At 35.7% G+C, this 21,914-nt stretch carries 29 protein-coding genes and 1 other annotated feature; of the genes, 11 read left to right on the top strand and 18 right to left on the bottom strand.

Translation table 11 applies throughout. The features are described 5' to 3' along the window. Positions 1 to 62: 62 nt before the first annotated feature. The 6 genes from leuA to MKX31_RS05215 all read right to left on the bottom strand — a co-directional run bounded on the left by leuA (position 63) and on the right by MKX31_RS05215 (position 6,391). Positions 63 to 1,583 carry a 2-isopropylmalate synthase gene (gene leuA, locus MKX31_RS05240; protein ID WP_340980234.1) on the bottom strand — a complete coding sequence of 507 codons (1,521 nt, stop codon included), beginning with the start codon at positions 1,581 to 1,583 and terminating at the stop codon, positions 63 to 65. 1 nt (position 1,584) lies between these two features. Beyond that, complete coding sequence (gene ilvC / locus MKX31_RS05235) at positions 1,585 to 2,601, bottom strand: ketol-acid reductoisomerase (RefSeq protein ID WP_340980233.1); 1,017 nt, start codon at positions 2,599 to 2,601, stop codon at positions 1,585 to 1,587. A 20-nt stretch (positions 2,602 to 2,621) separates the two neighbouring features. Continuing rightward, entirely contained in the window at positions 2,622 to 3,131 is a 510-nt protein-coding gene (ilvN, locus tag MKX31_RS05230) for an acetolactate synthase small subunit (RefSeq protein ID WP_000822948.1), read from the bottom strand. Further along, complete coding sequence (ilvB, locus tag MKX31_RS05225; protein WP_064476676.1) at positions 3,128 to 4,828, bottom strand: acetolactate synthase large subunit; 1,701 nt, start codon at positions 4,826 to 4,828, stop codon at positions 3,128 to 3,130. The genes ilvN and ilvB overlap by 4 nt, the downstream gene beginning before the upstream one ends. Positions 4,829 to 4,901: 73 nt before the next feature. Then, positions 4,902 to 5,129 (bottom strand) — a binding site (T-box leader). 17 nt (positions 5,130 to 5,146) lie between these two features. Next, the gene (gene ilvE / locus MKX31_RS05220; protein ID WP_064476677.1) at positions 5,147 to 6,043 is read right to left on the bottom strand and encodes a branched-chain-amino-acid transaminase; all 897 of its coding nucleotides are present in this window, start codon (positions 6,041 to 6,043) and stop codon (positions 5,147 to 5,149) included. Positions 6,044 to 6,184: 141 nt separating this feature from the next. After that, the gene (locus MKX31_RS05215) at positions 6,185 to 6,391 is read right to left on the bottom strand and encodes a hypothetical protein (protein ID WP_048561401.1); all 207 of its coding nucleotides are present in this window, start codon (positions 6,389 to 6,391) and stop codon (positions 6,185 to 6,187) included. A 68-nt stretch (positions 6,392 to 6,459) separates the two neighbouring features. Here MKX31_RS05215 and MKX31_RS05210 point away from each other — a divergent pair, with 68 nt between their 5' ends. Beyond that, positions 6,460 to 6,699 carry a DUF3911 family protein gene (locus tag MKX31_RS05210; RefSeq protein ID WP_340980230.1) on the top strand — a complete coding sequence of 80 codons (240 nt, stop codon included), beginning with the start codon at positions 6,460 to 6,462 and terminating at the stop codon, positions 6,697 to 6,699. A gap of 126 nt (positions 6,700 to 6,825) precedes the next feature. Beyond that, the gene (locus tag MKX31_RS05205) at positions 6,826 to 7,065 is read left to right on the top strand and encodes a YkuS family protein (protein ID WP_000101010.1); all 240 of its coding nucleotides are present in this window, start codon (positions 6,826 to 6,828) and stop codon (positions 7,063 to 7,065) included. A gap of 351 nt (positions 7,066 to 7,416) precedes the next feature. On the opposite strand, the gene MKX31_RS05200 is transcribed toward MKX31_RS05205, so the two are convergent. Together MKX31_RS05200 and ytfJ are read right to left on the bottom strand one after the other, a co-directional pair. Further along, positions 7,417 to 7,506 (bottom strand): hypothetical protein, encoded by a 90-nt coding sequence (locus MKX31_RS05200; protein ID WP_000608225.1) that lies wholly within the window; start codon positions 7,504 to 7,506, stop codon positions 7,417 to 7,419. A 108-nt stretch (positions 7,507 to 7,614) separates the two neighbouring features. Further along, positions 7,615 to 8,082 (bottom strand): GerW family sporulation protein, encoded by a 468-nt coding sequence (gene ytfJ / locus MKX31_RS05195; protein WP_064476678.1) that lies wholly within the window; start codon positions 8,080 to 8,082, stop codon positions 7,615 to 7,617. A gap of 203 nt (positions 8,083 to 8,285) precedes the next feature. Between ytfJ and MKX31_RS05190 the strand changes: the two genes are divergently transcribed. Beyond that, positions 8,286 to 8,678 (top strand): hypothetical protein, encoded by a 393-nt coding sequence (locus MKX31_RS05190; RefSeq protein WP_002007169.1) that lies wholly within the window; start codon positions 8,286 to 8,288, stop codon positions 8,676 to 8,678. A 33-nt stretch (positions 8,679 to 8,711) separates the two neighbouring features. Here the strand turns inward: MKX31_RS05190 and MKX31_RS05185 are convergent, their stop codons facing one another. Further along, the gene (locus MKX31_RS05185; protein ID WP_000454120.1) at positions 8,712 to 10,055 is read right to left on the bottom strand and encodes a TrkH family potassium uptake protein; all 1,344 of its coding nucleotides are present in this window, start codon (positions 10,053 to 10,055) and stop codon (positions 8,712 to 8,714) included. A 783-nt stretch (positions 10,056 to 10,838) separates the two neighbouring features. Between MKX31_RS05185 and MKX31_RS05180 the strand changes: the two genes are divergently transcribed. Continuing rightward, the gene (locus tag MKX31_RS05180) at positions 10,839 to 12,062 is read left to right on the top strand and encodes a dicarboxylate/amino acid:cation symporter (RefSeq protein WP_340980226.1); all 1,224 of its coding nucleotides are present in this window, start codon (positions 10,839 to 10,841) and stop codon (positions 12,060 to 12,062) included. Between the two features lie 22 nt (positions 12,063 to 12,084). Here MKX31_RS05180 and MKX31_RS05175 read toward each other — a convergent pair whose 3' ends face one another. Both MKX31_RS05175 and MKX31_RS05170 read right to left on the bottom strand, forming a co-directional pair. Continuing rightward, complete coding sequence (locus tag MKX31_RS05175; RefSeq protein WP_000184929.1) at positions 12,085 to 12,240, bottom strand: hypothetical protein; 156 nt, start codon at positions 12,238 to 12,240, stop codon at positions 12,085 to 12,087. A gap of 136 nt (positions 12,241 to 12,376) precedes the next feature. Further along, positions 12,377 to 12,796, bottom strand: a complete 420-nt coding sequence (locus MKX31_RS05170) for a MarR family winged helix-turn-helix transcriptional regulator (protein ID WP_000081442.1) — start codon at positions 12,794 to 12,796, stop codon at positions 12,377 to 12,379. Between the two features lie 162 nt (positions 12,797 to 12,958). Here MKX31_RS05170 and MKX31_RS05165 point away from each other — a divergent pair, with 162 nt between their 5' ends. After that, entirely contained in the window at positions 12,959 to 13,390 is a 432-nt protein-coding gene (locus MKX31_RS05165; RefSeq protein WP_001287952.1) for a YrvL family regulatory protein, read from the top strand. Positions 13,391 to 13,423: 33 nt separating this feature from the next. Then, positions 13,424 to 14,011: a thioredoxin family protein gene (locus MKX31_RS05160; RefSeq protein ID WP_002070995.1), complete on the top strand. Its 588-nt coding sequence runs from the start codon at positions 13,424 to 13,426 to the stop codon at positions 14,009 to 14,011. Between the two features lie 29 nt (positions 14,012 to 14,040). On the opposite strand, the gene uppP is transcribed toward MKX31_RS05160, so the two are convergent. After that, positions 14,041 to 14,832: a bacitracin resistance undecaprenyl-diphosphatase gene (uppP, locus tag MKX31_RS05155; protein WP_000796250.1), complete on the bottom strand. Its 792-nt coding sequence runs from the start codon at positions 14,830 to 14,832 to the stop codon at positions 14,041 to 14,043. 181 nt (positions 14,833 to 15,013) lie between these two features. Here uppP and MKX31_RS05150 point away from each other — a divergent pair, with 181 nt between their 5' ends. The 3 genes from MKX31_RS05150 (at position 15,014) to MKX31_RS05140 (ending at position 16,789) form a co-directional block, all read left to right on the top strand. After that, positions 15,014 to 16,378 carry an MATE family efflux transporter gene (locus MKX31_RS05150; protein WP_000665397.1) on the top strand — a complete coding sequence of 455 codons (1,365 nt, stop codon included), beginning with the start codon at positions 15,014 to 15,016 and terminating at the stop codon, positions 16,376 to 16,378. Positions 16,379 to 16,447: 69 nt separating this feature from the next. Further along, entirely contained in the window at positions 16,448 to 16,621 is a 174-nt protein-coding gene (locus MKX31_RS05145; protein ID WP_000343561.1) for a hypothetical protein, read from the top strand. An 18-nt stretch (positions 16,622 to 16,639) separates the two neighbouring features. Then, complete coding sequence (locus MKX31_RS05140; RefSeq protein WP_000744621.1) at positions 16,640 to 16,789, top strand: hypothetical protein; 150 nt, start codon at positions 16,640 to 16,642, stop codon at positions 16,787 to 16,789. A gap of 63 nt (positions 16,790 to 16,852) precedes the next feature. On the opposite strand, the gene MKX31_RS05135 is transcribed toward MKX31_RS05140, so the two are convergent. Beyond that, positions 16,853 to 17,371 (bottom strand): hypothetical protein, encoded by a 519-nt coding sequence (locus MKX31_RS05135; protein ID WP_064476700.1) that lies wholly within the window; start codon positions 17,369 to 17,371, stop codon positions 16,853 to 16,855. 83 nt (positions 17,372 to 17,454) lie between these two features. Here MKX31_RS05135 and MKX31_RS05130 point away from each other — a divergent pair, with 83 nt between their 5' ends. Beyond that, positions 17,455 to 18,357, top strand: coding sequence for an aminoglycoside phosphotransferase family protein (locus MKX31_RS05130; RefSeq protein WP_098103453.1), 903 nt, complete (start codon positions 17,455 to 17,457; stop codon positions 18,355 to 18,357). Between the two features lie 2 nt (positions 18,358 to 18,359). On the opposite strand, the gene MKX31_RS05125 is transcribed toward MKX31_RS05130, so the two are convergent. The 5 genes from MKX31_RS05125 to MKX31_RS05105 form a co-directional block, all read right to left on the bottom strand. After that, positions 18,360 to 18,521, bottom strand: a complete 162-nt coding sequence (locus MKX31_RS05125) for a hypothetical protein (protein ID WP_016088745.1) — start codon at positions 18,519 to 18,521, stop codon at positions 18,360 to 18,362. A 98-nt stretch (positions 18,522 to 18,619) separates the two neighbouring features. Further along, the gene (locus MKX31_RS05120) at positions 18,620 to 19,393 is read right to left on the bottom strand and encodes a hypothetical protein (protein ID WP_088048377.1); all 774 of its coding nucleotides are present in this window, start codon (positions 19,391 to 19,393) and stop codon (positions 18,620 to 18,622) included. Between the two features lie 24 nt (positions 19,394 to 19,417). Further along, entirely contained in the window at positions 19,418 to 19,864 is a 447-nt protein-coding gene (locus MKX31_RS05115; protein ID WP_000041146.1) for a flavodoxin, read from the bottom strand. Then, positions 19,857 to 20,027, bottom strand: a complete 171-nt coding sequence (locus MKX31_RS05110; protein WP_165761941.1) for a hypothetical protein — start codon at positions 20,025 to 20,027, stop codon at positions 19,857 to 19,859. The genes MKX31_RS05115 and MKX31_RS05110 overlap by 8 nt, the downstream gene beginning before the upstream one ends. Positions 20,028 to 20,259: 232 nt before the next feature. Then, positions 20,260 to 21,429: an amidohydrolase gene (locus tag MKX31_RS05105; protein WP_098103454.1), complete on the bottom strand. Its 1,170-nt coding sequence runs from the start codon at positions 21,427 to 21,429 to the stop codon at positions 20,260 to 20,262. Positions 21,430 to 21,757: 328 nt separating this feature from the next. Between MKX31_RS05105 and MKX31_RS05100 the strand changes: the two genes are divergently transcribed. Next, positions 21,758 to 21,904 (top strand): teichoic acid D-Ala incorporation-associated protein DltX, encoded by a 147-nt coding sequence (locus MKX31_RS05100; protein ID WP_000440293.1) that lies wholly within the window; start codon positions 21,758 to 21,760, stop codon positions 21,902 to 21,904. Positions 21,905 to 21,914: the final 10 nt, after the last annotated feature.

Below are 21,914 nucleotides of genomic sequence, written 5' to 3'. Positions count from 1 at the left end.
TAACTGAATTTTCAGAACTTTAATTTGATAGGTGAGGAAGGCTTCTCTCACCTATCAAACACTTATTTCACAAGCTGGATAAAAGATTTCAATTTCCCTGCTGCATGGACATATGCTCTCGCCGAAGCTTCCAATACGTCTTGTGCAACACCAAAACCTGATACTTGATGCGTTCCTTCTTTTAATTCAACATGAACATGAGCCAGTGCATCTTGGCCTTGTGTAATAGATTGTATGCGATAATCCGCCAATTCACATTCTAATCCTAAAATTCTTTGGATTGCATTATAAATCGCCTCAATACTACCAGAACCAGTGGCTGCATCTTCGTATACATTTCCTTCTTCGTCTTTTAGCACAACTGTCGCGCATTGTGTACTATTTGATACAAAATGTACTTGTAGTTGCGTAATGTTATATTGCTGAGCCGCAAATGCTGATTCCCCAAGCATAAGTGCACGTAAATCTTCCTCAGTAATTTCCTTCTTACGATCAGCTAATTTTTTAAAGGCTTCAAACACCGTATCTCGTTCTTCCTTTGTAAATTCATAACCAAGCTCTTTCATTTTTTCTGTAAACGCGTGACGTCCAGAATGTTTTCCAAGTACGAATAGATTTTGAGATTCGCCTACTAGCTCTGGTTCAATAATCTCATACGTTGTCACTTCTTTTAATACACCATCTTGATGAATTCCTGATTCATGAGCAAATGCATTCGCTCCAACAATCGCTTTATTTTTCGGTACAACCATACCGGTTAATCTGCTTACTAATGTACTCGTCGCTTTAATCTCTTTTAGCGTCATAGAAGACTCCGCTTTATAGAGATCTTTTCTAATATGAAGAGCAACTGCGACTTCTTCTAACGCCGCATTCCCTGCTCTTTCTCCAATTCCATTAATTGTTCCTTCTACTTGCAACGCTCCGCCTTCAACCGCAGCTAATGAATTCGCTACTGCCATCCCAAGATCATCGTGACAATGACAAGAGAAAATTGCTTTTTCATATGAAGGAACGGATTCTTGTAAGTATTTAAAAAGAGAATAATATTCTTCTGGATTCGTATATCCAACTGTATCTGGAATATTAATTACATTCGCTCCTGCACGAATTGCAACTTCAACTGCTTCAACTAAAAAAGCTTTTGCTGTTCTTGTCGCATCTTCTGCTGAAAATTGTACTGTCGGAAATAATGATTTCCCGAGTGTCACCGAGCGGTGAATACTATCTAATACATCTTCTTTTGACATACAAAGTTTATATTTCATATGAATATCACTTGTAGCTAAAAATACGTGTAGACGAGGAGATACAGCACCTTTCACGGCTTCATATGCTCTTCGAATATCACTTTCTTTCGCTCTAGCTAAACTCATAACTGTAGCATTTTGAATGGTATTTGCGATGCGTTTTACCGATTGAAAATCCCCTTCGGAAGCTGCTGCAAAACCAGCTTCCATGACATTAATACCTAGTCTCTCTAATTGCCTTGCAATTTGCAATTTCTCTTGTTCATTTAAATTCACTCCTGGTGATTGTTCGCCATCACGTAGCGTCGTATCCATGAACAAAATCTGCTTCATATTATTTAACCCCTGCCTTTACTCGCGGCTGTACAAACGGCATCATTTCACGTAATTTACGTCCAACTACTTCGATTTCGTGTTCATTCTCTTTCTCATTTGTCGCATGGAAATTTGGTTTTCCTGCTTTATGCTCTGCAATCCAGCCTCTTGCAAATGTACCATCTTGAATTTCTGCTAGCACTGCACCCATCGCTTTCTTCGTATCTTCCGTAACAACGCGTGGGCCTGATACGAAGTCGCCCCACTGCGCTGTATCTGAAACTGAATATCTCATATTTTCAAGTCCGCCTTCATACATAAGGTCAACGATTAGTTTTAGTTCATGTAAACATTCAAAATATGCAAGTTCCGGTTGATAACCGGCATCAACTAACGTTTCAAATCCAGCTTTTACTAGTGCAGTTACTCCGCCGCAAAGCACAGCTTGCTCTCCAAATAAATCTGTTTCTGTTTCTTCTTTAAACGTCGTTTCTAATACACCGGCTCTCGTCGCTCCAATTCCATCAGCATAAGAAAGTGCCTTTTCAGTCGCAACTCCTGTTGCATCTTGGTATATTGCAAATAATGCAGGAACAGCTCCGCCTTCAGCAAATGTACGGCGCACAAGATGCCCTGGACCTTTTGGTGCTACTAGAAATACATCTACATTAGTTGGTGGTTTCACTTGATCAAAGTGCACATTAAATCCGTGAGCAAAAACGAGAGAATTTCCTGCCTTTAAATTTGGCGCAATTTCCGCTTCATATACTTCTGGCTGCAGTTCATCCGGTAGTAGAATCATTACTACATCAGCTTTTTCCGCTGCTTCTGCTACTGTATATACAGAAAATCCATCTTCTTTCGCTTTATCCCAAGAGTTCCCTTTTCTTAAACCTACTACTACATCAAATCCGTTATCACGTAAGTTTTGTGCATGTGCATGACCTTGCGAGCCATATCCAATGATTGCTACTCTCTTTTCTTTTAATACATTTACCGTTACATCTCTCTCATAATAAACTTTTGTCATTTTCATTTCCCCCTATATTTAAATGGTTATTGAATTAACATAACTTGCTTATCTTGTTTTTTCATACTACGCGTAAACGCTGTTACACCTGTTCTAGCAATTTCTTTCAAACCATACGGACGAAGTAATTCAATTAATGCTTCTACTTTCTCCTGCGTACCAGTTACTTGCACAACTATGGAATCCTTCCCAACATCTATTACAGCGGCTCGAAACGGTTCAATTAAACTATATAATTCTGCTCTTGCTACTGATGTTGCTACTTTAATAAGTGCAAGTTCTCTTGCGATCATCGCTTCTTCTGTAATATCTGATACTTTCAGAACATCAATTTGCTTATGAAGTTGTTTAATTAACTGTTCCACTTGCTGTTCATTTTCAACGTGTACAACAATCGTCATCCGCGATATGTCCGATGATTCCGTATGACCTACTGAAATACTTTCAATATTAAAATGTCTTCGTGTCATAACACCCGTAATTCGGTTTAACACACCACTTTGATTTCGAACTGTCGCTGTAACAATTCTCTTCACCTTTTTTCCACTCCCTCCATTTGGTGAACACCTTTCCCTGGCGCAACCATCGGCATTACCTTTTCTGATTGAAGTACACGGCAATCAATTACGACTGGTTCTTGTAATTCAATCGCCTGCTGTATTTGCTTCTTTGCAAGAAGTGGATCATCTATACGAACTCCTTTTATGCCATACGCATTCGCAAGAGCGACGAAATCTGGTTGACACGACAGTAAAGAGTGCGAGTATCTTTGATTATAAAATTCATCTTGCCATTGTCTTACCATTCCTAAAGCTTCATTATTTAAGATAAATACTTTAACAGGCAATGAGTGTTCTTTTAACACACTTAATTCTTGCAAGGTCATTTGAAATCCAGCGTCACCTACAATTGCAATAACTAATTCCTCACGCTTTGCAATTTGCGCACCAATTGCTGCTGGAAATCCGAAGCCCATCGTTCCTAATCCTCCTGAAGTTACCCATTTATCAGGAGTTTTGAGCGGATAATATTGGGCTGCCCACATTTGATGTTGCCCAACATCTGTTGTTACAATCGCTTCTCCTTTCGTAATTTCATATAACATATCAATTGCGTATTGAGGCTTAATACTTTCCGAATTCCTTTTATAAGATAGTGGATACTTTTCTTTTCTACTCTTTAATAAAGAGAGCCACTTATGATGATTTTCTTTCCTTCCTTCTGGTTGAAGTAATACTTCCAGCGCTCGCTTAGCACTTGCAACAATTGGAATCTCAGTCGGCACATTTTTTCCGATTTCGGCTGGATCAATATCGATATGCGCAACAGTCGCCTTTTTAGCAAAATAAGCTAAATTCCCAGTAAGACGATCATCAAATCTTGCACCTATATTAATAAGTAAGTCGCATTCATATAACGCCATATTGGCTGTGTAAGAACCGTGCATTCCTCCCATTCCTAGAAAAAGTTCATCATCTGGCGGAAACCCACCAAGACCAAGTAATGTATGCACAACAGGAATTTCATATTTACGAGCAAAACTTGTTAACTCTTTCGAAGCCTTCGCATGCAATACACCTGCTCCAGCTAAAATTAACGGCTTGTTTGCAGCCCTAATTGCTTGTAATAATTTGTTTATTTGGAGTAAATTCGGTTCATAATTAGGATTGTATCCTGGTAAATCCATTTGTACGTCATTACATCGTTCTCCTTGCTCTACTACCATATCTTTCGGAAGGTCAATAACGACTGGGCCTGGTCTTCCTGTTCTAGCAATATGAAATGCTTCTTTAATAATTCGAGGTAAATCTGAAGCCTTTCGCACTTGATAGTTATGTTTTGTCACTGGCATCGTAAGCCCCATAATATCCGCTTCTTGGAAAGCATCACTTCCAATTAATGTCGTTGCTACTTGCCCTGTAAATACAACAAGTGGTAATGAATCAATCATCGCATCTGCTAGGCCCGTAATAACATTTGTAGCACCTGGCCCACTCGTTGCAATGACAACCCCTGGATTGCCAGTAATTCTGGCATACCCTTCCGCGGCGTGAATAGCTCCTTGCTCATGCCTTGTTAAAATATGCGGAATTTCACAGTCATAGAGTGCATCATAAAGAGGTAAAACAGCACCACCAGGATAACCGAAAATTACTTCTACTCCTTCCTTTTCTAACGCTTCTAACAATAGCTGTGCACCAGTTGCCAGTTTCTCTTCCGTTTTTGAAGACATTGTTCTTATAAGCCCCCTTTTTGAAAACTTTTATCAATAAAAAAAATCCTACGTCCACACTCCAGCTATGTGCTGAAGGGACGAAAGATTTCGCGGTACCACCCTTCTTCGCAAGAATACTCTTGCCTCAGTGACCCATAAATGAGTCTAGCTAATAACGGAGCTACCGTCTAAGCCTAGACAAATGCTTCAGCTTAGCACTCAAGGGCGATGTTCGTCGACGTGAACCATCGGTTTTCAGCAACCACCGACTCTCTGTGAGGCTTCACAATCAACTACTCCTCCCTCTCAACGCTTTCTTATTGTTATAAAGAGTTGCTATCCAACTTTATTTTCTTCGTAAATCTTCTCTCCATCTTCTACAACTAACTTTCGGAATTCTTCTAATAAACGATTCGTATGTAGACCTGTTTGCCCTAAACCAATCGTTCTACCATCTACTGTCGTAACAGCAATTACTTCAGCAGCCGTTCCTGTTAAAAATACTTCATCAGCTACATATACATCATGTCTTGTAAATAACTCTTCTCTAACGTCATATCCAAGTTTTTCACCGATTTCTAATATAGCGTTTCGTGTAATGCCTTCTAACGCTCCAGCAGAACTTGGTGGTGTAATTAATTTATTTCCTTTTACAATAAACACGTTATCTCCCGATCCTTCAGCTACGTATCCTTGATCATTTAACATAAGTGCTTCTTGTACTCCAGCTAATTTCGCTTCAATACGAACTAAAATATTGTTTAAGTAATTTAAAGATTTTACTTGAGGCGACAAAACATCTGGACGGTTTCGGCGCGTTGCAACTGTTACAACCGGAATCCCCTTTTCATAATATTCTTGCGGGAATAAAGATAGTTGTTCTGCAATTACTACTACATTCGGTTTCTTACAAGAATCAGGATCTAATCCAAGATTTCCTGCTCCTCTCGATACAACAAGGCGAATGTATCCATTAGATAATTTATTTTGTCGAATCGTCTCAACAACAATATGCGTTACTTCATCTAAAGAATATGGAATTTCTAACATGATGGATTTTGCTGATTCATATAACCGGACAAGATGCTCTCTCAAACGGAAAACATTACCGCTATATACTCTAATTCCTTCAAATACTCCATCGCCATATAAATAACCATGATCATATACTGAAACTTTTGCCTCGTCTTTTGGAACAAATTCTCCATTTAAGAAAATCCATTGCTCGTTCACTGGAAAGCGCCTCCTATGTTCTATGAATTTTTTATTGTTTCCTAGTTTACTCTCCTTTCTAAATAAATCAAGTAAATTTTTAGAAAATTTTTAATTTTTAATCGTACATACATCTTTGATTATATTGATTTAACAGCATTGTTAACGTTTACAAAAAGTCAAAAAATTTTTTTCGTCAATTTCCCCTAAAAAAAATATTTGTTTAAAAGAAGGATTTTCATCAATTGATACGAATCTATTGTATTCAATAAACGGACGTCCGTTTTTATAAATTCGGGAATATATAACGACTTTTGCTGAAAAAGGGGGAAAATAATAAAAATAACGCTGTCTAAAAATAACATTCATATTTTTCGTTTCGTAATCATAATCCTATTTTTAAAAAACAATTTGTCAAAATGAAGGAGGAAATCAATATGGCGTGTGTACAAATTAAAGGAACGAGACAAGAGGTAGTAGAAATGCTTCAACTATTTGATCTAATGGATACGAAAGGTTTTTGTAAATTCGATAATTATGTAGAGGTAGAATCAAATAATAAAGAACATAATAATTTTATTGCTTCAATTGACATTCATTCAAATACTTCTTCTGCCCAAGATACTTTAAACGATCAATTCGTAAGTCAAATGCTTACTGGTGTATATAACGACTAAATAAAGTGATACTTTAATCAAGCTATCCGTAAATAGCAGGATAAATATATGCTTCCTACCGTCTTTGCATAAATATATACGATGTACTAGAGCATACTAGCAACTAGATGGTAGGAGGTGAGAATTATGGCTAGAATTGGCGTTGAAAACTCATTAACAGATGTTCAACAAGCTCTTCAGCAACAGGGACATGAAGTTGTTACCCTGGGCTCAGAACATGATGCACAAGGGTGCGATTGTTGTGTTGTAACTGGGCAAGATTCTAATATGATGGGTATTGCAGATGCATCAATTAAGGGATCGGTAATTGCAGCTCATGGTTTAACAACAGATGAAATTTGTCAGCAAGTTGAGAGCCGCACTTAAAAAAGAAAGAGGACTCCTTTTGAAAAGGAGTCCTCTTTTTTATATTCACCTAACGGGAAAGTAACATATACTGGATGAAAGCCCTACCTCTCTCTCATCATTACGGTTCCACTGACCGCTCCTTGATTCACTAGTATACATATAAAGCCTACAATAATAATTTATAGGGTTTGTTCACAAAAGTTGTTGGTAAGACTACCCGATCTTTCGCAAACTTTTCGTATTACATTTATAAGATTTATTTACTTTATACTAGCTGTAACCGAGACACGAATTAAAATTTTAACACCAATACAATAACTTGTCAACATTTTTTACAAATTAAAAACAGACAGTAACGGTTTGTCTGTTTTAGAATGGAGCTTTTTCTTTTATTACATATACAACAAAACCGCTTACTAACATACATAAGCCAACTACTAAGTTTTTGATATTAATCATAAATTCCTCTCCCTTATTCCACACATCATATATATTTACAGTTCAATTATTCCGATCATCTTAAAGCGCACTTTTTCTAATATATCATAATTCCTAAAAAATGCAAGTTCACTTTTGGCGACCATTTACAAATTTATCTACAGTGCTTGGTACCGTATTTAAAGCCTTTTCAATTAAATGTGTACTACTATTGAGGTGTAATACTTGCACACCGTTAGAACCGACTACTAAAAAAGCAACTGGGCTAATAGAAACCCCAGCCCCGCTTCCGCCTCCAAATGGATGACTTTGCTTGTGCTCTTTATGCTGCCCTTGTCCGTTATTATGTTTTTCGGAAATAAAATCACCTTTAAAGTCACTTCCACCGGCACCAAAACCAAAAGCCACTTGAGATACTGTTAATACTACATTTCCATCAGCTGTTGAAACTGGACTTCCAACAATCGTATTTACATCTACCATTTCTTTTAAATTTGTCATTGCTGTTTTCATTAAATTTTCAATTGGATGTTCCATTATGTATTGCACCCTTTCCTCATTATTCTTTTTTATACTTTCCAAAATAGAGGAAGTCATACTAACTTTTCCTATTTCAAAAAAATAATTCCACTCTTCTAAGTGGAATTACGCCTTGTACAAGCTCGGATAAAGTAAAATTTTAATCAATGAGGTTTTGTTCATCACCCACTAAGTATTAACCCTTACCAATCGGGCGTTTGCGGGCCACAAATAGCGGGATAAAAAAGAAAAAGAGATGCATACTACTATTGAACCTTGTTATGAAAGGAGTCATGACTTTGACTGAGAAATTTGATGAGTATAAAAAAAGAGATAGAATAGATAGTGATTATAGTGACTATAAAGAAGAATATGCAGCTGAGGTTGCACCACAGCGCATTGATTATGATTACGATGAGAAAGATAATAAAGATGATGTAAGATCGTCCGCCGCTGGATCAACTGCTGGCTTTATCGCTCTTGCCTTATCTATCTTATCACTCTTTACCTTCCCAACATTATTTGGTCTTGTTTCTGTATTACTAGGAATTTACGCTTATAATCGCGGAGCTACTGTAACTGGTGGTATCGCTGCGATTGTCGGCGGAATTGCAGCACTCATTGCAATTTTATTCCGAGTAGCACTTGTCGGATTATTGTTCTCCCTTTTTTAAAAAGAAAAAGGTATCTCGCTTATGCGGGATACCTTATCCTGTAAATACATCTTCCGATGGATATTTGATTTTTTGTTTTGCTGGTCGCGCTAAAGAAAAAACAAGTGTTAACGGTCCAATTAATCCACAAAACATAACAAACATAATAATACATTTTCCAAACGCTGATAACTTTGCAGTAATCCCCATCGTTAACCCTACTGTTCCAAACGCTGAAATTGTTTCAAATAGTAACTGAATAAAACTAAAGTTTTCTGTAAGCATTAATACAAATACTGCTGCAAAAATGAGTATTTGACTGGCAACAGCAATGGCTAACGCTCTCGTTACTGTTGACATTTTTATAGTGCGCTGAAATAAAACGATTTCCTCTTTTTTTCTAAAGAAAGAAAGAACGGATGTAACTAAAATAACAAAAGTTGTTAATTTAATCCCTCCACCTGTTGATACACTTCCTGCACCAATAAACATTAAAACCATCGTAAATAATATAGATGATTCTTCCATTCCCCCGTAGTCAACTGTATTAAATCCAGCAGTACGAGGAGTAATACCTTGGAAGAAAGAAGCCCATAACTTTTCATTTAAAGGTAAATTCCCTAACGTCTTCACATTATTATATTCCAATACAAAAATCACAATCATTGCTATAACATTTAACGCTACTGTTCCAACAATCATGATTTTAGAATGAAGTGATAATTTTCGAAAGCTACGACTATACCATATATCAATTAATACGGTAAAACCGAGACCACCTATTACGATTAAAGAGCAAATCCCAATATTAATAATAGGATCTCCTACATACCTTGTTAAATTATCCGGCCATAGAGCAAATCCAGCATTATTATAAGATGCAATAACGTGAAAAATACTATAGTATACACCTTTTCCAAAGCCAAACTCTGGAATAAAGCGAAACGATAAAAAGATGACTCCAATAAGCTCAATACAAATTGAAAATATAAAGACACGCTTTACTAATTTTACAAGACCACCTATATTTGTCTGATTAAATGCCTCTCCGATTAATAATCGATGGCGTAACCCGATTTTTTTACCTAATACCCAAACAATTAAAATGGCAATTGTCATAAGACCTAAACCACCTGTTTGAATTAAAAACATAATAACAATCTCGCCAAACATCGTAAACGTACTTGCAGTATCTACTACCCCTAATCCCGTTACAGTTGCTGCTGACGTTGCCGTAAAGAAAGCATCTACCCAACTAATATGTACTTTCGTTGCGAATGGTAACTTTAATAACAAACCGCCAACCACAATTAAGCAGAAAAAACCTAATGCTAATATTTGTGGTGGATTTAATCGTATAAAACGATTATACAGCCCTTGTCTTTTTGTTACTTCCATATTCACTAACTCCCTTTTCCCCTCATAACTAAAGGCTTATAAGAAACCTTACATAGCGGGATAAACCTTATATTCTTATAATATAGTTGAGCATAATCCTTTTTTTTAAAGATTTCAACTTTTATTTATACTCGAACTCCACTTCATTTTATGACAAGAAACTTTCTATTATATTTATTCGTACTCTACAACTCTCGCAACAATCATTTTATATGTATCATTTCTCAAATTCTCATACCTTTCACTCTATGTTCACACCAAGGTCACTTCTATCTTTTATAGTATATATATCGAAGTTGTTCCTCCCTAATTTATAAGACATTCCCCAGTGTCTTGAACAACTTCCATCCCTAATTAAATTGACATAAATTGTCCCCTTCCTTGACCATCTCTTATGTGATGGTCTTATTTTTTGTTTACTCTATCTCTTATCTAAAACTCCCTCTCCCTTTCACTCTATGTTCACACCAAGGTCACTTCTATCTTTTATAGTATATGTATCGAAGTTGTTCCTCCCTAATTTATAAGACATTCCCCAGTGTCTTGAACAACTTCCATCCCTAATTAAATTGACATAAATTGTCCCCTTCCCTAGACCATCTTATGTGATGGTCTACTTTGTTTTCTAACTAGATTCCCCAACTTTTTTGCTTACTTTAGCAAAAGCAATCTATATTTAAACACAAATTTTTATACAAAATATTCAGAAAATAATGTCAAAACAAGTAGTTTTTCGGTACAATTAATGTAGAAAGCAATTTCACAAAAATAAGGGGGGTTTTATTGAAACAAACAAAAGCAATCTTAATTGCATTATTTCTCGGTTTAGTTGTTGGACTCACTTTAAATTTAGCTGCACCATCCATTTTTGAACCATTAAACCAATATGTGTTCAATCCACTTGGTCAATTGTTTATTCGCCTCATTAAAATGCTAGTTGTTCCTGTTGTATTCATTTCTATCGTGCTCGGAGCTGCTGGGCTTGGAGACCCGAAACAACTTGGAAGAATCGGCTTAAAATCAATTTCATTCTTTCTTGTAACTACAGCCGTTGCTATCTCTATTGCAGTTACATTTGCACTGATTATTCAACCAGGATCTGGCGGTAACTTTAAAACAGAAGGGCTTAAATATGAAGGGGCAAAAACCGAAACATCTTTCGTGGATACATTGCTAAATATCGTACCAGATAACCCAGCAAAAGCGATGGCTGATGGAAACATGTTACAAATTATTGCCTTTGCCATATTAATCGGACTCGGTATAGCTATTTTAGGAAAACGGGTTCAAGGTATCCATTCATTACTTGAACAGGGCAACGAATTAATGATGTATCTTGTTAATCTCGTTATGAAATTAGCGCCAATCGGAACATTTGGATTGCTCGCTTCATCCGTTGGTAAAATGGGTCTTGCAGGCGTCGCTGCGATGTTCAAGTATATGATTGTCGTTATGCTAGTACTTATTATTCACGGCGTCTTCGTCTATGGCGGATTATTAAAGGTATTAGCAAAAGAAAGTATTGTCCGTTTCTTTAAACATTTCGGACCGGTAATGGCAATTGGATTTAGTACATCTAGCTCTAATGCATCTCTTCCGTTTGCGATGAAAAAACTTGGCGTTCCAAAAGCGATAAGTTCTTTTGTACAACCACTAGGTGCAACGATTAATATGGATGGTACTGCCATTATGCAAGGTGTAGCAACTGTGTTTATCGCTCAAGTATACGGAGTTGATCTTACTATGTCCCAATTAGCTGTCGTCGTATTAACTGCTGTACTAGCTAGTATCGGTACTGCCGGTGTACCAGGTGTTGGACTTGTAATGCTTACGATGGTTTTAAATCAAGTAAATCTACCAGTAGAAGGTATTGCCTTAATTATCGGTATTGACCGCATTCTAGATATGTCAAGAACAGCTGTAAATATTTCTGGTGATGCAATTTGTGCAATGATCGTCGCAAAATCAGAAGAAAAATATAATACAGATCAATCTGCAGCATCTTAAATCAAAAAAGGAGTGAAATGATTCACTCCTTTTTTGATTTACTTCCTTTTTTCGAACGATATTCTTTTCCTTTGTTATCATTACCAGTATCAAATTCCGCACTAAACTCTTGCTGAAATTGTCCTGATTTTGGTGAGCCTTGATTTCCGCTCCCTTTACTACCATTTCGATTTGTCATATTTTTGCCCCCTTCCTTTACTAGTAGTATGTTACATATTTTCTTTTTTATAATCTTTTACATACGAAAGAAGACCTTCCTCATATAAGGAAAGCCTTCTTCTTCAATACGTAAGCGTTTTCTTACTTGTAATGACTTAAATAAGTTTTTTAGAAATAGATATCATTATATTCATTTCTTCTTCTGAAAGCGCGGAGAATCTTTCTTGTAAATATTTCTTTTTCTCCCCTTCCATTTTTGCAACTAAATCTTTTCCTTGCTCTGTAATCTCTAAATATACAACTCTGCGATCTGATGTAGAACGTGAACGGGTTACAAAGCCTTTATTAATTAATTTTTCTGTAACAGCTGTAATATGACTATTCGACACATTTAACTCATTGGCTACACGTGATACCATTTCTTTATTCGTACGATTCAATATTCTAAGGACGATGAACTCATTCCACGGTATGTAACCACCAAATATCTTTCCAATATCATTACGCAACGTGCGGAACATAGCAAAAACATTTGTCGATAGTTCTTCCATTAATTGCTCTCGATTTTGAGACAATTTTGACAGCCCCTTTTATTTCATTTAGTTAAATAAAAACCTTATTAATAATTTTACATGAAATCTTACTTTTTGTCACCTTATTTCCCCATAATTCGTAGTTTTTTAATAGACATTTCATGATACAATAAAATTAAATTTCCAGAAAAAGGAGATAGAATAGTGAGTGAAGAAGACAAATTTTCTAATCTCAATCTAAAAGATAAGACTTTGATTATTGGTTTTGTTATTCTGTTTCTCATTATAATTTTTGCATTTATATTCTTTGTATATGTAGGAATCTTTCATATTACAGGTATAGAGTATAGATCACGCACTGCTTTACTTCTATTTTTTTTATTAATCACTTTCTTAGACGGTATTACATTCTTTATCTTCGGTTTCCTCAAGGCGTTGCTATATCCAATGACAAAAAACATGCCAAACTGGCTGGCTATTACTCTTTTTGCAATCATTGAAATTACGCTAGATTGGTTCGTCATTCATACTGCCGACGATTGGATAGAGAGTGTTCAACTGTCCAACATTGCTGAATTATGTGTCGTACTATTCCTTTTCCTATTAAATAAATTATTAAGTGACAAGAAGGAGTAAGAATACAAGCTTTTCTATATAAAAATTGGTACAATGAAAACAAATCATACTAAAGAGGTGTTACTTATGAACTTACAACAATGGGCTGATAAAGGTATGTCCTTTGATACATATGTGAATGAAATGAAAGTAAATCAATACGAGCTACTGCACATTTACAATAACTTTTTAATTCCAAATGAATTACTTCCTGTATTAGAAGAACGCCAAAATGATGGCTGGCGTGTTATCGTATTAACAGCTGATTGGTGTGGTGACGCTCTTTTATGCGTACCTGTTATGAAACGAATTTCTGAAGTTGCAAATATTGATATGAGATTATTAATTCGCGATGAAAACTTAGAATTAATGGATCAATATTTAACAAATGGAACAGCACGTGCCATTCCAATTTTTATTTTCATTGATAAAGATGGAAATGAACAAGCCGTTTGGGGACCACGCGCTCCAAAAGTACAAGAGTTAGTAACTTCAATGCGCGCTACATTACCTGAAAAAGAAGATCCAACATTCGAAGAAAAACAAAAAGAAATGTACGCTAATTTCCGTGCTACATTAGCGGATGATACTTCTCTTTGGGAACATGTAATGGAAAGCATGATGGAAAAAGTAGTAAAATAAAAAAACTGCCGAACTCGGCAGTTTTTTTATTACATAATGAAGAAATAGAATACCGCAGCTAAAATGAAACGGTAGTAAGCGAACGGTGTTAGTTTTACACGACCTAATAATTTTAAGAATGAAACAATTGCAAGCATCGCAACAACGAATGCTGTAATAAATCCTGTTGCAAATAACGGGATATCAGCCGCACTTAATATATCCCAGCTTTTAATTAAATCTAAACCACTTGCAGCTACCATCATTGGTACTGCTAAAATAAATGTATATTCAGCCGCCGCTGTATGTGACACGCGAGCTAATAAACCACCACTTATTGTAGAACCAGAACGAGAAAATCCTGGCCAAAGCGCTAAACATTGGAACATTCCAATTGTAAAAGCTTGCTTATATGTGATTTCATCTAATGTTCTTGCTGTACTTGGTTTCGAAAACTTCTCAGCAACAATCATTAAAATACCACCAGCCACTAAACTGATGACAACTGGGCCTGGCCCAAATAAAACTTCTTTAATCGCACTATGGAACAATACGCCAAGTACGCCAGCAGGAATCATCCCGATAATAATATGTAATAAATTTAACGATGGTCCCTCTGTTACTTTCCCTATACCTACTAAAGACCATAGACGCTTCCAAAATATAACAACAACTGCTAAAATCGATCCCAATTGAATAACAACTTCGAAAACTTTCGCTCTCTCGTCGTCAAATCCAAGTAAATGACCTGTTAAAATCATATGTCCTGTTGATGAAACTGGTAAAAACTCTGTTAAACCTTCAACAGCCCCCATGATTATTCCAATTAACCAATCAGCCACGAGTAGTGCCTCCTTAATAACGAATATGTAATTTTTCACACCTTATCATAATACCTTATCCCCTTTTAAAGTGCATCCTTTTTTTATTGATTGTACATGTTGTATGCGCGTATTTCTTTTCTATTTTTTGATTAAATTGTATGATAGTAAGAGTTTGTTTTTTTAGCGGAAAGGGGATTTTATGAAAGAAACTAATTCATTCTCACAAAAATTAAAGCAATTTGTATTACTATTTTTCCCGATTTTCGTAACGCAAATGTCATTATTTGCAATGAGTTTTTTCGATACGACAATGTCAGGGCACGCAAGTCCTATTGATTTAGCGGGTGTTGCTATCGGAACAAGTATATGGCTTCCCGTTAGTACCGGATTAACAGGAATTTTAATGGCTACCACTCCAATTGTTGCACAGCTCATTGGATCCAAGAAAAAAGAGGATGTTCCCCAAGTTGTCATACAAGCAGTATATTTAGCAATTTGTGCTAGTTTCGTGGTCATCCTTATCGGTTTCTTCGCTGTTTCACCTATTTTAAACGGCATGCGCCTGGAAGAACCTGTGGAACGTATTGCGGCACAATTTTTAAGTATTATTGCAATTGGAATTATCCCTTTATTTACTTACACTGTTTTACGCGGGTTTATTGATGCATTAGGAAAAACTCGCACAACGATGATCATTACATTACTATCATTACCAATTAACGTAGTATTAAATTATGTATTAATTTTTGGTCATTTCGGTTTTCCAAAACTCGGTGGTGTTGGAGCGGCAATTGCTTCTGCAGCAACCTATTGGTGCATTTTAATTATTACCGTTATTATTATTCGTACGAAAGAACCTTTCGCATCTTTCAATATCTTTAAACAATTATATCGTCCTTCTCTTTCAAGTTGGACTGAATTCTTAAAACTTGGCGTCCCTATTGGATTTGCTATCTTTTTTGAAACAAGTATTTTCGCTGCGGTGACACTTATGATGAGTAATTTTAGTACGACAACAATCGCAGCTCATCAAGCAGCTATGAACTTCGCTTCCTTGTTATATATGACTCCTTTAAGTTTAGCAATGGCAATGACCATCGCTGTTGGATTCGAAGTTGGAGCAAAGCGATACAATAACGCAAAACAATATGGATTTATCGGGATTGGCTTAGCACTTGCATTCGCCCTATTATATTCAATTCTTCTCTATTTCTTTGATGATGCAATTGCTTCTATTTATACGACAGATATACAAGTTCATCATTTAGCAAAAGAATTTCTTATATTTGCGATTTTATTTCAAATTTCAGATGCAATTGCAACTCCTGTACAAGGGGCACTACGTGGTTATAAAGACGTAAATGTTTCCTTAATTATGACATTAATCGCTTATTGGGTAATAGGTCTCCCTCTCGGTTACATATTAGCAACTTACACTGACTGGGCAGCAAAAGGATATTGGATCGGTCTTATTATCGGTCTAGCATTTGGTGCCACTTTCCTTCTTGTCCGTCTCTTTCAAGTTCAAAGAAAATATACAACAGAAAACCGCCGCTCACGATAGAGGGTGGTTTTCTTTATGCATATTTTTTCTTTGAACGTATAACATAATGAAAAAGAAAGGTGGATACATATGGACGAAAAAGAAAAAAAGCAATCATTCGATGAAGAATTCGCCCCTGAAATTTCACCTGGATATCGGCAAGATGTACATAAGACACCTAAATATAAAAACACCTCGTTTTTAATGGGCATTACCATTTTTGCCGCTGTGTTACTCGTACTCATCATTTTCGTTTATTTTTGATGGAGGGTGGTCTATTATATGAAGAAACAAAATTCCAATCGTTCAAAAAGAACTGTAAAAACAGAAAAAGGATATGCAGGTGATTCTGTTCTTACTCAGAAACAAGTCGAGCAAGGAAATTTATATATTGCTCAAAAAGAACTTGGTCAACAAAATGAAAATCTTTAGAATCCCTCAAAGAACTGGGGGATTTTTTTATCGGCTATTTGTGGCACTCATTCATGTTTCACTTTATTGTACGTACTGTTTTTGTTCTAACACCTTAAATATATTATTAACCTTTACAATTTTCATTTCATAATTCAATTTCATTTCGCTTCTCTTACCATTTTCAGTACCCGCAACGTACGCTGCAGTTTGATAACGAAAACTTTCATCCGTCACTTCACGTATGTCCTCGTTTATAAATTTATACTCTAAATCCCGAAACCGATTTGGATAATAATTTCCTATTAATTGTTCATATCCTCTATTTACAAATAGTTCTTCACCTTTTCGTTTCACATCTTCTTTATTATTAAGCCCAAACACTGATAATTGCTCTGTCACAAAATGTTCTCCTACCTTTTTCATTTCATTATGAGTTAAAGTTTCTATACTTTTGTTCTTTAATTCATTATTTAATCCGTACTGATCAATCAGTTTAAAGCTAGCAAAAACCTCTTCTTTATATGACCAAAACAATCCAAAAGCGATACATAAAGAAGTGATGAATAGTCTTTTCTTCATAATACTCCCGCCCCTCTTCATAATGATAGGTATATTTTAACATATAGAAAGAAAATTCTGATATCATAAAGTGGAATAAGTTAACATAGAAATGAGGAACAATTATGGACTCTTACAAACAATATATAAAAGAAGCTTTGCCTAATCTTTCTATACATTCATATAAACAAAATGAAGAAGGATGGGATAATGTAGCGGTTATTATCAATGATGAACTACTGTTTCGTTTCCCGCGAAAACAGGAATATGCAATGCGAATTCCGTTAGAAAAAGAACTGTGCACACTTCTCTCTTGTTCACTACATGAAATTGAGGTCCCACAGTATCACCTATTATATAGCAATAATGCTGATGCGGTTCCACTTTGTAGTTACTATACACTCATTCATGGTGAGCCGTTAAAACCAGAAATAGTTACTACACTAGAAAAACAAGAGCGGGAAGCACTTATTACACAATTAGCCACCTTCCTTGCGACTCTACATAGTATTCCTTTAAAACGTGTGGAAGCGTTAGAATTCCCTATAGAAAAAAAACTGACCTACTGGAAAGAGCTACAAACTAAATTAAATCAGTATGTTACTAACAGTCTTACTTCGTTACAGAAATCATCTTTAAATCGGTTATTCGAAAATTTCTTTACTTTTATCGATACAACCACTTTTCAAAATACAATTATTCACGCTGATTTTACACATCATCACATTTTATTTAATAAGCAGAACAAAAACATTTCAGGGATTATCGATTTTGGTGATGCTCAAATTGGCGATCCTGCTTTTGACTTTGCTGGACTATACTATAATTTCGGACATGAATTTACTACAGCTGTATATAAACAATACAGTACGCTTACTTCACACGATGACCCATTACTCATTCACCGCATCACGAGTTTTTATCAATACAGCCCTTTACTACATAATATTGTTTATAGCTTTGAAACAAAGAATGAACTTGAATTCCTAGCGGGTACAGAACAACTGAAAGTAATACTACAGGGATGAGATTACATTCTCTCCCTATACTCTCTCTCCTCATACATCATTAACTTTTTATCCATTTCAACAATAACTTGATACAGTTGAAATGCTTGTAAAATTTGCAGTTGAATTCCAAAAGGAGCATTCTGTTCTTTTAACCATTGAAATACTTTCGTTTCATCTTTCATTGATTATTCCTCCCTTTATTAAAATCTGCTACAAATATACGGTATATGATGAAAAGCTTTTCATGTCAATAACAAAAAAGGATACAAACTTGTATCCTTTAATGTACGATATTTTTCTTCTGTTTCGCTTCTTTCTTTGCTTCTTCCCTTTGGCATTCACTACGAAACGCACAACTTATACACTCAGAACGAAAATGACGCTCTGTATAATGCTCAGGTTGTTGCAACATTTCTTTCATTCTAGATAAATCAGCCATTCCAGTTATAATATCTTCCTGTTTCGGAATGTACTCATACTTAGTTCCTTCTATTAAATTAATAACTTCAATTTTTCCGGGAAGAATGCCAAAAGCTTTATAACTGAATACTGTCATTAACTTTTGACAAAGAGCAAGCATTTCCTCATCCGCATCGACAACATACTTTTTAATTACAAACGACTCAGTACTCCACTCACCAACTTCTACTGTCAATGACATGTGGACACCTAACTCTTCCATATATGTTTGAAATTTTTCATATAAAAATAACGGCGGTATCTGACTATCATCTCTTTCAACAAACTGTAATAAGTGATCCGTTAGCTTCGCTAACACAATATAATACTCCGTCTTTGAAGCAAACATATTAATCCTTACCTTTTTCCAATACTTTTCTATTAATATTAAAAGTACGATTTTCGTTTGTTGGCCCGCAGGTAGTGTGTAATATTCATTAATAATTCGATTCACAATCATTTGTGCGATTTGTTGCCATTCAAATGAAGAAGGTTCTCTTCTTTTTATATGACGGAAATAAAATTTATGCGGACAACGCATAAAATCATACAAATGATAATCTGTCATCGTTTTGATTGCGATTTTCTCATGCACTTGCTCTTCATCTCCCTTCTGCCATTAAGAAAGGTGTTTTACAAATTCAGCTCCAAACTGTAAACATTTTTCTACATCTTCATCTTCTGGCGTTAATTCTACTTTTAGTCCTTCTAACACAACTGCAGCTCCGCGCTCTTGTAGCTTTTCTATTAAAATGTCAACCGCCACGCCGTATTTCGGATAAGCCGAATCACATGATCCGAATACTGCCGCTTTTTTCCCGGTTAAATCAATAGAATCCATTGCATCATAAAAATCTAAGAAATCATCAGGAAGGTCACCATCTCCCCAAGTGTAAGCACCTAAAATAATTCCATCATACTGTTCTAGTATAGAAGCTTCTGGTGAATCCATAATATCGATAACTTCAATTTCATTTTCTGTTTCACGAATTGCACCCGCAATATGATCAGCCATTTCCTCTGTATTTCCACTCATACTTGCAAAAATCATTACTAACTTACTCAACTGAATCTCTCCTTTTACCTTGTATCTCTTTTTCTGTTGGAAGCGTACTCTTCTCATCTACATATTCAGAACGAATTACATTTCGTTGCCATTCCATATGCTGATCAACATCTTTATTTTTATCTTTTAATCCCCTCCGCAGAAGGTGAAATTTTTTTCTCATTAACATGTCTCATCCATCCTATTGATAATAATTATCAATTTCAACTACCCTTAGATTAATTGACAGTGATTATCAATGTCAATAACTATTTTTTAAAAAATGATTAAAATGTACAAGCTTGTCCGTTAGCTATTCATATACTATAAATGAGCATAGTTCTTTCTCAGCCCTCTCTGACGGAAAGAAATAAAAGCAACTGCGATAGAGCGCAGTTGCCTTTTTTTATACTTTTCTATGATTTTAGTAGTCTTATCGCTGTCTCTAAAAATAATTCCACTCCATAAATTAAAGCTGATTCATCTACATCAAATTTCGGATGATGATGCGGATAACAAGTATCTACCTTTTCATTCCCCGTCCCCAATTTAATGAAGCAACCCGGTGCCTTTCTTAAATATGCTGAAAAATCTTCTCCTCCCATAGAAGGTTCAAGCTTCACAACACGCTCATTCCCAAACAAATGTAGTGCACTTTCTTCTACTACTTTCGTAATATATTCATCATTAATAACCGGATCATATCCGTATCGATACGTATATGTATACTTTCCTCCATGTGCCTTTGTGATTCCTTTCACGATTTGCTCAATTTTCTCTTCTGCTTCTATTCTTAACGCTTGATTAAAAGAACGCACAGTTCCCATTAAAGTTGCTGCATTAGGAATAATATTATCAGCCATTCCCCCATGAAACTGCGTAACTGAAACAACTCTTTGCATGAAAGCACTTGTATTTCTTGATACGATATGTTGTAAATTTGTAATAATCTGTGCTCCGATAGCAATAGGATCTATCGTTTCTTCTGGCCTCGCCGCATGCCCTCCTTTCCCTTGAATTTCAACTGTAAATACGTCTGGTGCCGCCATCATCGGTCCATACGCAATTCCGATTTTCCCGCTCTCCAATCCAGACATAACATGTAAACCTATTACATAATCAACACCATCCATCACGCCTGCCTCAACCATTTCTTGTCCCCCGCCAGGATACACCTCTTCTGCGTGCTGAAAGAAGAGACGAATCTCACCTACGAAATCTTCCTTTATATTTGATAGCACCTCTGCTGTACTTAACAAAATAGCTGCGTGAGCATCATGCCCACATGCATGCATCATTCCTTTATTCACAGACGTATAAGATTTCCTTGTCTCCTCTTGAATTGGTAAAGCATCTATATCAGCTCGAATCGCAACTACTTTCCCTTGTCCCGTCCCTCTTTTAATTGCTAGTACACTATACTTCGTCGGTCTCGTTACTTCTAAAGAAGAAAATGAGCATAATGTTTCATATATAAATTGTGAAGTTTCTTTTTCATGAAATGATAATTCCGGATATTTATGAAAATGCTGTCTCCATTTAATAATGTTTTCTTCTAAAATAAGATCCTTCCACATCCTCTTCATCAGAAATTCCTCCTCTTATGAAACTTTAACAATTCATACATTAACTATGAAAAACTCAAACAAATATTACATTTCTATACATTCTCCCTGACCACTTTTATACATTCACACAATCCACTTCCTATTTACATGTCAAACCCATTACAAATTCATACTGAATGTAATATAATTGCTAAGTTAGGGATTTTCTTTTTTAGTATTTAGTGCTAATATCAGAAAAGAGCCTTTTGACTTATTTTTACCTAAAATGTGGAATTTTGTTTTTTTCACAATAATGTAGGACATGATACCTACAAAGAGCTATCATTTCATTAAGAGAGGGAAAGACATGGAAAGATTAAAAGAGATATGGTCTCGACCACTCACACAATGGGTTGCAAAGACGGTTTATTACCTTGCAATTTTATTTGCATTGCTTTGGTTGTATGGATTCCATGATACAAACACAAGTACATTTATTTACAACGAATTTTAGGGTGGGAACG

The sequence above is a fragment of the Bacillus sp. FSL M8-0063 genome, assembly GCF_038005545.1.
GTDB lineage: Bacteria > Bacillota > Bacilli > Bacillales > Bacillaceae_G > Bacillus_A > Bacillus_A wiedmannii.
This window is presented reverse-complemented; position numbering and strand designations above follow the sequence as displayed.

Coding starts and splice junctions, on each gene's coding strand:
- ilvB (WP_064476676.1), bottom strand. CDS start 4,828: ATGTCTTCAAAAACGGAAGAGAAACTGGCAACTGGTGCACAGCTATTG.
- MKX31_RS05130 (WP_098103453.1), top strand. CDS start 17,455: ATGGACTCTTACAAACAATATATAAAAGAAGCTTTGCCTAATCTTTCT.
- MKX31_RS05160 (WP_002070995.1), top strand. CDS start 13,424: ATGAAAACAAATCATACTAAAGAGGTGTTACTTATGAACTTACAACAA.
- MKX31_RS05125 (WP_016088745.1), bottom strand. CDS start 18,521: ATGAAAGATGAAACGAAAGTATTTCAATGGTTAAAAGAACAGAATGCT.
- MKX31_RS05145 (WP_000343561.1), top strand. CDS start 16,448: ATGGACGAAAAAGAAAAAAAGCAATCATTCGATGAAGAATTCGCCCCT.
- MKX31_RS05210 (WP_340980230.1), top strand. CDS start 6,460: ATGGCGTGTGTACAAATTAAAGGAACGAGACAAGAGGTAGTAGAAATG.
- MKX31_RS05185 (WP_000454120.1), bottom strand. CDS start 10,055: ATGGAAGTAACAAAAAGACAAGGGCTGTATAATCGTTTTATACGATTA.
- ytfJ (WP_064476678.1), bottom strand. CDS start 8,082: ATGACTTCCTCTATTTTGGAAAGTATAAAAAAGAATAATGAGGAAAGG.
- MKX31_RS05205 (WP_000101010.1), top strand. CDS start 6,826: ATGGCTAGAATTGGCGTTGAAAACTCATTAACAGATGTTCAACAAGCT.
- MKX31_RS05200 (WP_000608225.1), bottom strand. CDS start 7,506: ATGATTAATATCAAAAACTTAGTAGTTGGCTTATGTATGTTAGTAAGC.
- MKX31_RS05140 (WP_000744621.1), top strand. CDS start 16,640: ATGAAGAAACAAAATTCCAATCGTTCAAAAAGAACTGTAAAAACAGAA.
- MKX31_RS05100 (WP_000440293.1), top strand. CDS start 21,758: ATGGAAAGATTAAAAGAGATATGGTCTCGACCACTCACACAATGGGTT.
- MKX31_RS05190 (WP_002007169.1), top strand. CDS start 8,286: ATGAAAGGAGTCATGACTTTGACTGAGAAATTTGATGAGTATAAAAAA.
- MKX31_RS05215 (WP_048561401.1), bottom strand. CDS start 6,391: ATGAATGTTATTTTTAGACAGCGTTATTTTTATTATTTTCCCCCTTTT.
- MKX31_RS05110 (WP_165761941.1), bottom strand. CDS start 20,027: ATGAGAAAAAAATTTCACCTTCTGCGGAGGGGATTAAAAGATAAAAAT.
- MKX31_RS05105 (WP_098103454.1), bottom strand. CDS start 21,429: ATGAAGAGGATGTGGAAGGATCTTATTTTAGAAGAAAACATTATTAAA.
- MKX31_RS05175 (WP_000184929.1), bottom strand. CDS start 12,240: ATGACAAATCGAAATGGTAGTAAAGGGAGCGGAAATCAAGGCTCACCA.
- MKX31_RS05150 (WP_000665397.1), top strand. CDS start 15,014: ATGAAAGAAACTAATTCATTCTCACAAAAATTAAAGCAATTTGTATTA.
- leuA (WP_340980234.1), bottom strand. CDS start 1,583: ATGAAGCAGATTTTGTTCATGGATACGACGCTACGTGATGGCGAACAA.
- MKX31_RS05135 (WP_064476700.1), bottom strand. CDS start 17,371: ATGAAGAGGGGCGGGAGTATTATGAAGAAAAGACTATTCATCACTTCT.
- ilvC (WP_340980233.1), bottom strand. CDS start 2,601: ATGAAAATGACAAAAGTTTATTATGAGAGAGATGTAACGGTAAATGTA.